General features: G+C 60.5%; 6 protein-coding genes. 1 reads left to right on the top strand and 5 read right to left on the bottom strand.

The features are described 5' to 3' along the window. The first annotated feature begins 433 nt into the window (after nt 1-433). On the top strand, nt 434-1,573 hold the full coding sequence (locus KTF55_RS09185) for a DUF389 domain-containing protein (protein ID WP_217108397.1): 1,140 nt from the start codon (nt 434-436) through the stop codon (nt 1,571-1,573). Nucleotides 1,574-1,698: 125 nt separating this feature from the next. Here KTF55_RS09185 and KTF55_RS09180 read toward each other — a convergent pair whose 3' ends face one another. From KTF55_RS09180 to KTF55_RS09160, 5 genes are all read right to left on the bottom strand, one after another. Next, a complete protein-coding gene (locus KTF55_RS09180) occupies nt 1,699-2,148 on the bottom strand; it encodes a hypothetical protein (protein ID WP_217108396.1) in 450 nt (149 codons plus the stop codon). A 496-nt stretch (nt 2,149-2,644) separates the two neighbouring features. Next, nucleotides 2,645-7,426, bottom strand: a complete 4,782-nt coding sequence (locus KTF55_RS09175) for a 2-hydroxyacyl-CoA dehydratase (protein WP_217108395.1) — start codon at nt 7,424-7,426, stop codon at nt 2,645-2,647. A gap of 11 nt (nt 7,427-7,437) precedes the next feature. Next, nucleotides 7,438-8,148 (bottom strand): TetR/AcrR family transcriptional regulator, encoded by a 711-nt coding sequence (locus KTF55_RS09170; protein ID WP_217108394.1) that lies wholly within the window; start codon nt 8,146-8,148, stop codon nt 7,438-7,440. Nucleotides 8,149-8,269: 121 nt separating this feature from the next. Beyond that, on the bottom strand, nt 8,270-9,127 hold the full coding sequence (locus tag KTF55_RS09165; protein ID WP_217108393.1) for an HAD-IIB family hydrolase: 858 nt from the start codon (nt 9,125-9,127) through the stop codon (nt 8,270-8,272). 127 nt (nt 9,128-9,254) lie between these two features. After that, complete coding sequence (locus tag KTF55_RS09160) at nt 9,255-10,505, bottom strand: MFS transporter (RefSeq protein ID WP_217108392.1); 1,251 nt, start codon at nt 10,503-10,505, stop codon at nt 9,255-9,257. Nucleotides 10,506-10,596: the final 91 nt, after the last annotated feature.

Below are 10,596 nucleotides of genomic sequence, written 5' to 3'. Positions count from 1 at the left end.
CGGCGATATGAGCGGCTGAGCGATGAGGCCCGCCGTCAAAACGGTTGCGACGGCGCGGTTGGCAACGCCCTTGACGTTGACAGTCTTGGCCCGAGGCTCAAAGTGTTGTGGACTGTAGTTTGCCATGGCTTTCTCCCTTTGACACGGATGTATCCATACGTATCAAACGGTAGCTGTCGATTTTTGAATTCTGTTGCGCAACATTGGCGACCAGCGTATTTTTTGAAATTCACGCTCTCGTGCTTCACAGTTTCGTCACATTTGAAGGAGCTGGTGCATCATATTCTCGCGGGATGGAATTGAGCCTGTGATTTGCATTTGCTCCCGCGTCATCCGCCCTATCGGATTCCGCATCCAACAGACACCCCGCCCGCCACGGTGTAGAGTTAGGACAACGGGCGCGTTGCGCGGACCGCGCTGGAACGAGGTGGACATGGAACTCGACAAACAACAGATCAAGCGACTACGCGAACGCCATCACCGGCGCCACGGCATCCGCCCTGCTCATAGCGAGGCCATGGAGAACGCCACCCGCTTCCTAAAGCGCGCATTCAACATTCGCGAGGGTCGCGCGTCCTACCACGTAATCCGCAAGCGTTTTGTAAACGGGGCGCGTCTGACTGGCTCTCACCTGTGTATCCTCATCATCGCCATGCTCATCGCAAGCATCGGCCTCGATATCGATTCGGACATTGCCATCGTGGGCGCCATGCTCATCTGCCCGCTTATGGGCTCGGTCCTTGCCATGGCATACGGTATTGCAACGCTCGACCGCGAGATCACCGTCGAGGCCATTGCCAGCCTCGCACTGCAGATGGTCTTTTGCCTGGTCACGTCCACGCTGTACTTTAAGCTCTCGCCCCTTGGCACCACCACGGCGGCCATCATCGACAACTCGACACCCACCATATGGGACCTTGCCGTCGCGCTCGCGGGCGGCTTTGCGGGTGGCCTGGGCAACTCGCGCGACCAGGAACCCGCCACGCTCATCGCCGGCGTGGCCGTGGCGACCGCGCTCATGCCGCCCCTGTGCGCGGCGGGCTATGGCATCGCCATCGCAAGCGGGTCGCTGTTTCTCTCGGCGCTCTACGAGTTTGGCATCAACGTGGTCTTTATCGCACTGGCCGCCGAAGCCGTGCTGCTTCTTTTGCGTGTGCCGCTCAAGCGCGACCTCAACGGCGACGGCATTGTGACCGCCGAGGAAAACGCTGAGGTCAACGAGCTGTCACGCAAAGTGCGCCGCCGCATTATTGTGGGCACGGTGATCTTTGCCATCCCCTGCATCGTTATGACCGCGGGTTCCATTGGCTCGGCGCAGGCCGGCGTGCAGGACGGCTACGGCGTCACCGAGACCACACGCGAGCTTGCCGCGGTGCTGCCGGGCTTTAAGGATTACACCGTCGCCGTCGAGACCTCGGCCACCGAAGGGGACGAAGAAGGCATCGTCGAGCGCGAGATTGTCGCCCATGTGACGACAGGCGAGGCGCTTGGGGCGCACGACCGCCGTGTCGCCCGCAAACTCATCGACCTCAATGTGCCCGAGCTCGATCGCGTGGAGTTCGATGTGAAGTGATGCCGGCGCGGGATGAATGCTCGCACGGACGCAAGTTACGACGAGGCGCAGACGCGATACGGACACGAGCAAATTGCGGGGTGCAGTTCACACCCGAGCCCCGCTCGCTGTTTTATTGCCGTGAATCAACTGTCCGGATCGACATCGCCAGACTCCACCGTAAACGCCGGATCGGTGCTCACAAGATAAAATCGGGTCACCTCAGTATTTCTAATTAGGTAAATCTGCCCCTGATTGCGTCGGCGCGATATATACGCAACGTGAACCGTGCCGAATTCTTCGCCGTTTTCCTTCTTTATTATCAGGATGTTGGGGTCATCCGTACGCTTAAACTGCCCGCCAACGCAGCTGCCGTCTTTGTCGACCAGTTGCCACCGATGGTTATCCTCTTCAAGAAAGGCCAGGGTTTCCAGACTCGTCTTGTCGTCCCGATAGTAACCGTCAATGGCAAACCCTTCGGAAGCGCATTCCTGCATATAGGACGTTTCTCGGCTTATAGCAAACAGCCCTGTAGCGCCCAAGAGCACAGCTAGGCAGACCACTGCAAGGGCTATCGAAATGGCACGGCGACCCATGTTAGCCCAGCCGATAGTTGCTTAACGGAGCGTGAAACATACCTGGAACCTCCGATATCAGGGGGAACGTCGCCAGCAGGCTGGCGACAACTATATGTTTCTGACATCAAACCATATGGCCGCCACTCGCGGAGGGGGCATCGGCGAACGGCGTGTTTTCATACTCCATTGGTCAAACCTGAGCGCGGCCCTACAGCTCGTACTTGTACACGCGGTAGATGTACTTTTCGGCTTCCATCTCGCAGGTGGCGATGGCCAGACCGTAGCGGTCGTCTCGTCGTTTGGCAGATAGGTCACACTGTGCTGGCCTGCGTTGAGCGAAAAATCGCCTTGGGCCTGCAGCAACTTGTCTTCAAAGCCCGAGCCGGCCCAAAAATCGGACAAGCCCACGGAAGGCTGTAGCAAGGTCATTTGCGCAACATATGTACAGCAAAAACGGGTGGTAGCCGGTACGGCTACCACCCGTTCGTCTCATATCCGGCTCGAAGTAGGCCGACTACTTCTTAATGCCGCGTCCCAGGCGCTCAGCGACCGACGCCACGGCACTCTCGTCGACCGAGCCGCAGCTCACGCAGCCATCGTGGGCACGCATCTGGCCGGTGACCTCGTCCATCGCGAGCGGCGCGACCTTCTCAAGCTTAAAGCCCTTACCGGCGCGCATGTTCTCCTTGGCCACGCTAATCATGAGCTTAATGCGGTTGAGCTGGTTGACCTCGGACGCACCGGGGTCGTAGTCCACCGCAACGATGTTGCTCTCGGGATGTTGACGGCGCAGCTCCTTAATCACGGCCTTGCCCACCACGTGGTTGGGCAGGCACGCGAAGGGCTGCGTGCAGATGATGTTGGGCGCACCGTGATCGATCAGGTCGAGCATCTCGGCCGTGAGCAGCCACCCCTCGCCCATGTTGTTGCACACCGAAAGCACCGTACGGGCCTTGTCGGCCATGGTGCCGATGCGCTCGGGTGCCTCAAAGCGGCGGGACTTCTCGAGCATCTCCTCCACCGGCGTGCGCATCCAGTCCACGAGCTTGATGAGCGCCTGCATACCAGCGCGCGTAGTGGCAGAGCTTCCCAGCTCGTCCTTCTGCAGCTCGGCGTTGCTCATGGAGTACAGGAAGAAGTCGAGCAGGCCCGGCACCACGGCCTCGCAGCCCTCGCGCTCGATAACGTCGACCACGTGGTTGTTGGCCGTGGGATGGAACTTGACAAGGATCTCGCCGACCACGCCCACGCGCGGCTTGGTGCCCTCGCCCGCAAGCGGCATGGTGTCGAACGCGCGGATGGCCTCGCGGCACAGCTTGGTGTAGTTGTGGCGGTTGAACTTGGGCGCCAACTTGCGGGCGCGCGCCATGTACTCCTCGTAGAGTGCGTTGGCGGCACCGGGCGTGGCCTCGTACGGGCGGCAACGATAGAGCATCTGCATCATGACGTCACCAAAGAGCACTGCGTAGACTGCCTGCTTAAGCAGTGCCGGCGTAATCTTAAAGCCGGGGTTGTCCTCACCGAGCGCCACGGCCGAAAGCGAGATCACCGGGATCTCGGGGTGGCCGCTCTCGCGCAGGGCCTTGCGGATGAGTGCGATGTAGTTGGTGGCACGGCAGCCGCCGCCGGTCTGGCTGATAACCACGGCCGTCTTGGACAGGTCGTACCGACCGCTCTCGATGGCCTCCATAATCTGGCCCGTCACCAGGATCGACGGATAGCAAATGTCATTGTTCACGTAGCGCAGGCCAGCCTCGACGGCATCGTGGTCGGTCGAGGGCAGCAGCTCCAAGTTGTAGCCGGCACCGCGGAACACCTCTTTGACCAGGTCAAAGTGAATCGGCGCCATCTGCGGGCACAGGATGGTGTAGCCCTCCTCGCGCATCTGCTCGGTAAAGGGCACCTTGGGCCACGCGGTCGAAGCACTCTCGCGCTGAGCCTCGAACGTGTACTTACGGCTCGCGAACGCAGGGGCATCCGTGGAAGGCGCCACCGGCGCGGCGTCGCCTTGCTCGTAGGCCTCGCCCGCGGCCGTGGCATCGGCCAGGCGCTCGGCCTCCTGGTCCTTGAGCGCTGCCATGAGCGAGCGGATGCGGATGCGCGCGGCACCCAGGTTGGATACCTCGTCGATCTTGAGCACGGTGTAGATCTTGCCGCTGGCCTCCAGAATCTCCTGCACCTGGTCGGTGGTCAGGGCGTCCAAGCCGCAGCCGAAGGAGTTGAGCTGAATCAGGTCCAGGTCGTTGCGCATCGTCACAAAACGGGCGACGGCGTACAGACGGCTGTGGTACATCCACTGATCGACGACGCGAATCGGACGCTCGGGCTTTACCAGATGCGCAAGCGAATCCTCGGTAAAGACCGCAAAGCCAAAGCTCGAGATAAGCTCGGGCAGGGCGTGGTTGATCTCGGGGTCGTTATGGTAGGGACGACCGGCGAGTACGATGCCGTGGCCGCCGTGGTCCTCGACCCACTTGAGAGCCTCCTCGCCCATGGTCTGGATGTCCTCGTGGAAACGCGCATCGGCCTCAAAAGCAGCGTTGACGGCGGCATCGACCTCGGAGCGCGTGATCTTGGGACCGCGCACGCGACCGCGACCGGCCTCAGCATCGGCCACACGGTCGACGGCGAGTACCTGGTACAGACGGCGCTTGAGCTCGGTCTTGTCGTGATAGGGCACAAACGGGTACAGGAACTCGATGTTCTGCTCGCGAATCTCGTCGATATTGAGCGCCAGCGCCGTGGGGTAGCTCATGACGATGGGGCAGTTATAGCAGTTGCCGGCCGTCGGATCCTCCTTGCGCTCCCAGCGCACGCACGGCATCCAAATAAAGTCGACATCGCGGTCGATGAGGTTCATCACGTGGCCGTGGCTCATTTTTGCCGGGTAGCACACGCTCTCGGACGGCATGGACTCGATGCCCGCCTGGTAGGTCTTCTTGCTCGACTGGTCGGACAGCTGCACGCTAAAGCCCAGGCGCGTAAAGAACGCGTGCCAGAAGGGGTAGTTCTCGTACATGTTGAGTGCGCGGGGGATGCCGACGGTGCCGCGCGGGGCGTCGTCGGGACTCAGGACCTCGCGGTTAAAGAGCAGCTCGTTTTTCTTTTTGAAAAGGTTGGGGGCCTCGGTCTTCTGCTTTTTATGGCCGGCGCCCTTCTCGCAGCGGTTACCGGTAATGAAGCGCCTGCCGCCGCCAAAGTCGTTGACGGTAAGCTGGCAGTTGTTGGAGCAACGACCGCAGCGGACATGCTTTTGCGTCACGGTGAGGTGCGCGATGTCCTCGGCCGAAAGGATGGTCGAGGTGCCGTCAGCGCCGGCGCGATCGCGGGCGAGCAGGGCCGCACCGTAAGCGCCCATGCAGCCGGCGATGTCGGGACGCACGGCGTGAACGCCCGTGAGCTGCTCAAACGCGCGCAGTGTGGCATCGGACATAAAGGTGCCGCCCTGGACGATCACCTGGTTGCCGATCTCCTTGGGGTCGCGCAGCTTAATGACCTTGAACAGGGCATTCTTGATGACGGAATAGGACAGGCCGGCCGCGATGTCGCCCACCGTGGCGCCTTCCTTTTGCGCCTGCTTAACGCGCGAGTTCATAAAGACCGTGCAGCGGCTGCCCAGGTCGACGGGAGCCTTAGCATGGATGGCGGCATCGGCGAACGCGCGCACGTCCATGTTCATAGACACGGCGAAGCTCTCGATAAAGCTACCGCAACCCGACGAGCAGGCCTCGTTGAGCATGATGTGCTCGATAACGCCGTCCTTGACGCGCAGGCACTTCATGTCCTGGCCGCCGATGTCCAGAATGAACTCGACGCCGGGCAGGAACGCCTTGGCGCCGCGCAGGTGCGCGACGGTCTCGATCTCGCCGGAGTCGGCCTTAAGGGCCTCGATGAGCAGCGCCTCGCCGTAGCCCGTAGTGGTCACGTGGCCGATGGTGCAACCGGCGGGGATGTGGTTGTAGAAATCGGCCATGATGACCTTGGCCGTGCCCAGGATGTCGCCGTTGTTGTTACCGTACCAGGTGTGCAACAGCTGGCCGTCCTCGCCCACGAGCGCGGCCTTCATGGTGGTGGAGCCGGCGTCGATGCCGATGAACACGCGGCCGGTGTAGCCGTCGAGTTTGCCCTTGGGGACGACTTCCTGGTCGTGGCGGGTCTTGAACTCGGCAAAGTCCTCGTCGGTGGCAAAGAGCGGATCCAGACGCTCGACCTCGGCACCCTGCGTGTCACCCAGGCTGTCGATAGCCTCGATGAGCTGCGGGAACGTGCTGAGCTTGTTGGACTCGTGCGCCATGGCGGCGCCGCTCGCCACAAACAGGTGAGCGTTTTGGGGCACGATACGGTGCTCCTCGTCCAGGTTGAGCGTGAGGTAGAAGCGGTGGCGCAGCTCGGAGAGGTACTGCAGCGGGCCGCCCAGGAAGGCGACGTTGCCGCGGATGGGACGGCCGCATGCCAGGCCCGAGATGGTCTGGGTCACGACAGCCTGAAAGATGGAGGCAGCCACGTCCTCGGGGCGGGCACCTTCGTTGAGCAGCGGCTGGACGTCGGTCTTGGCAAAAACGCCGCAGCGGCTGGCGATGGGATAGATGGTGGTGGCGTTGGCCGCGAGTTCGTTAAGGCCGCTGGCGTCGGTGTGCAGCAGGGTTGCCATCTGGTCGATGAACGCGCCCGTACCGCCGGCGCAGGTACCGTTCATGCGCTGCTCGATGCCGTTATCGAAGTAGATGATCTTGGCGTCCTCGCCGCCCAGCTCGATGGCGACGTCGGTGGCCGGGATGAGGGTCTCGACGGCACGCTTACTGGCGATGACCTCCTGGACAAACTCCAGCTCGAGCCACTGGGACAGCAGCAGACCGCCCGAGCCGGTAATGGCGCAGGTCATTTGGGCCGTCGGCAGCACGGTCGCAGCACCCTCGAACAGGTCGCGGGCGCAGGCACGGACGTCGGTGTGGTGGCGCTGGTACTTGGCGTAGACGATCTGGTTGTCGTCGTTGAGCACGGCGAGCTTAACGGTAGTGGAGCCCACGTCGATGCCCAGGTGCAGGTTGCCACGAGCGTTCTCGGGGTTGAAGATCGCGCCTTCGGGGGCGTGGGCGGCGGCTACGGACTCAGCGGCGGTAGCGGGCTCGCTAGCGATGGACGTCTCCCCTGCCGCGTTCTTGGCATCGGCAACTGCCTCGGCAACTTTCTCGGCTGCCGCGGTCGCGGCCTTCTGCGCGGCGTCCACCACGGCGGGCGCAGCCTCGCGTGCGGCAGCAACCATACGATCCTTGATGCCCTCGACGAGTTTGCTCATTGTCTCTCCTCTTAGTTGTTGGACTCGACGGTTGCGGCGGTGTCGGCCGCGTCCTCGAGCTGCAAGTTCAATAGCTTCATGCCGTATTCCGGCACGTTGATATCGATGGGTTGGCCATACAGGTCACCGGGGCGCACAAAAGCGAGCACAGTCATAATGCGCGCCATGGCCTCGGGCGATTCGGTGAGCCCACGCTCAAACCAGCGCTGAATCATGCCGACCTCGGCGCTCACGACGTAGGTGACGTAGTAGTCAAAGAACGTGCCCAGCGCCAGGCCCAAAATGCCCGTCTGCGCACGCGGCACTACAGCCTCACGCGCGGTGTCGATGATCCTTTTAATGAAGGCCTGGTCGCCGCCCGGACCCAGCAGCGCACCGATTAAGTCGCGGTTGGCCGCAAGATAACGCAGCAGCTCAACCGAACCGGGCGCCGGCTCGAGCTCATCGATATTGTGATAGAGATCAGGCAGCTGAGCTGCGGTGATGAGCTCAATGCGCTCACGGATCTCGGTCAGCAAGCCGTCCTCGATTTGATTGATAAAGTCAGGGATATCGCGGTAGTGCGAATAGAACGTGCGGCGCGTAAGGCCAGCGCGCTCGGTGAGCGACGCGACATTAATGCGCGAAAGGTCGCCGCTTTCGGCAAGCTCGCTGGCAAGTGCCTGGCGAAGGGCACGCTGCGAGCGAAGGGACCGGCGATCGCATTTCTCGAGCTGGGACAAGCGTCCTCCTTGTTACTCAGCCTGTGCGCTATTGCACAGTGCGAGTATTATTGCACACCGTGTGCATCAACACGTAAAGGCAATATTTAGATTGTGGCAAAGGGGCTGTCCCTTTGTCACATTATTCGATGACGGTGCGGGAGTTTTGCTTGTACATGGTGGCAAGCATGTGTTTGGGGACAGCATGGACCATGCAGCTGCCGATGGTCGCGCTCGCGGCGGCCTTAGCTGCATCGCTTGCGTTTTTGGTCGCGTAGCTGTGGCGGAAGCGTTTGAGCATGACAATGTCATTGCCGCCGTCGCCGTAGACCGCGACCTCGTCCTCGGCAATGCCGTAGTAGCCCGCCAGCCAGACCACGCTCTCGCCCTTGTTGCATGCCACATCCGTGATCTCGAACATCACCGGGTCAAACGGCGCGTTGACCACGCGGTCCGAGCGCTCGGCAAGGTACGCCTTAAGGTCGCGCTCCAGCTCGGACGAGATCACACGGCAGTTGATCTTGCACACATCGTGGCGCAGGATGTCACCGATCGACTGGTCGAAATACTGTTCCTCGTGATAGCCGCCACGTGCACGCATGCCGCGCATCACGATGCGCTTGATAGGACTGTCCTTTTTAAAGCCCGCCTGATGCATCTCGAACGAACCGCTCGAGTACATGCCATCGGGCGTGGAACAGTCAAAACAGATATCCGGAAACTCCTTGAGCAGCTCCTCGGTAACTTGTGGGTCGATGGTCCAGGTTTTGAGCACCTCGCCATGGCTGTCGCGCACGATGGAGCCGTTAGAGCAGCAGGCATCGAGCGCCAGCCCCGTGAAGCCATGCTCGCCGATTGGCAACGTCGAGCGCCCGGTCGCGGGAACCACATGCAGACCAGCCTCGGTCAGCTCACGAATGGCACGACGGATGGTCCCATCCGCCTCATGCAGGGCGTTCAGCAGCGTTCCGTCTAAGTCACTCGCAAACATCTTGATCATGGGCGTGCCTCTCCTTCGTCTGCACGATATTGTAGACGAGAACGAGCGTGCCCATGCAAGGGCGCTCCAACGCGCCGGGACATTCGCTCCCGCAAAGCCACAGTGCCCCAGCGCGTTAAATCAATCGTTACGAGCGACTTTTCAGCCGATAAAACAGCGCCGTCGTCAACGTCAGCACCGCCAACATGCCTGCGAATACAATCGCCGGTGCCCATCGATCATATGCAACCCCGTATGTCAATTGGCCGATAGGTATTGCGCAGGAAAGGACCATGTAAACGACCGAAAGCACTTTTCCGCAGAGCTCAGTCGGCGCTGCCCGCTGAACAAACGCGATGATTTCAACCGACGCAATGCTTGCCCACACCATGACCCATGCCGAACCAACCGCAAACACGGTGAACACGCATGCATCTGCGCCGAACAGTTGCGCGACAATAATCGATGCGACTCCAAAACAGATCATCGCAACATATCGACATATGTCATTGAAAGAAAAGCGATGCGGCCAAATGCCGACCAAGCCACTGCCGGCAAGACCACCCAAGCCCATAGCAACCTCAACTATCCCAACGCAGGACGATTGCATGCCGAGATGCTTTGTAACAATAATGGGAGCGCCAATCGTTAGCCCAACCAACGCAAGGTTCAAAACGGCCGCAAGCAAAATCACAGCGACCAATGATGCATTTTGCAACAGATACCGAATCGACTCCCGAAAATCGTTTCGGCATGTCGTGCGAGTCGCGCCGTCTCCCATCGTTTCAGATGAGGCATTTTGCTTGAGTGCGACCCCAAACAAGAGGGCTGAAATCGCAAACGCCACTGACGCGGTTGTGCAAAGAGTATCGATGCCAAAGCACCCATAGACTGCCGTCCCGACCACAGGGCCCAAGATATTGCTCACCATGGTCATCTGCGAAACCAATGCAGTGGCCCGCTCAACCTTCTCTTCACTCGCCATACGCACCGTCTCAATTTGGAGCATTGGCTTCAGCAGCGATTGAACACCATATTGAACACAAAGTATCGCTACTACGACGACCGCAAGAGGCAACGAGCGCTTCATGGGGATAGACAGCAGCGATGCAGTCATCAGAGCAATGCCAAGGGCCACGAGGACCTCGCGATGTCTTCCCCTATCCGCCAAGATTCCGCCAACCGGAGTTGCGAGTACGCCGGGTATGAACGCCGTCGCCACGACGACGCCATATAACGTTGACGATCCACTGCAATCGAACAAGTAAAGTGGATACGCAAAACACAGCGCCGACAGCATCGAATACGTGCACAGCTGCGCAACCAGAAGTTCCGCGAGCCTGATTGACCGCACTGTTTTTGATTTCAACGAGACGCCGACGTCTCTCAGCCCAGCCATAAGTCCGCCCCCCCCATACATACCGCTAGTATGTATTTATCGACTTGAAAAGGGCAACCGGAGCTGCCCTCTCAAATCTATTACATACCGT

It is taken from the genome of Collinsella sp. MSK.8.10, from assembly GCF_019041915.1.
Lineage (GTDB): Bacteria > Actinomycetota > Coriobacteriia > Coriobacteriales > Coriobacteriaceae > Collinsella.
Note: the sequence above shows the minus strand (reverse complement) of the source record. Positions and strands in the feature narration are given on the sequence as shown.

Coding starts and splice junctions, on each gene's coding strand:
- KTF55_RS09160 (WP_217108392.1), bottom strand. CDS start 10,505: ATGGCTGGGCTGAGAGACGTCGGCGTCTCGTTGAAATCAAAAACAGTG.
- KTF55_RS09165 (WP_217108393.1), bottom strand. CDS start 9,127: ATGATCAAGATGTTTGCGAGTGACTTAGACGGAACGCTGCTGAACGCC.
- KTF55_RS09185 (WP_217108397.1), top strand. CDS start 434: ATGGAACTCGACAAACAACAGATCAAGCGACTACGCGAACGCCATCAC.
- KTF55_RS09175 (WP_217108395.1), bottom strand. CDS start 7,426: ATGAGCAAACTCGTCGAGGGCATCAAGGATCGTATGGTTGCTGCCGCA.
- KTF55_RS09180 (WP_217108396.1), bottom strand. CDS start 2,148: ATGGGTCGCCGTGCCATTTCGATAGCCCTTGCAGTGGTCTGCCTAGCT.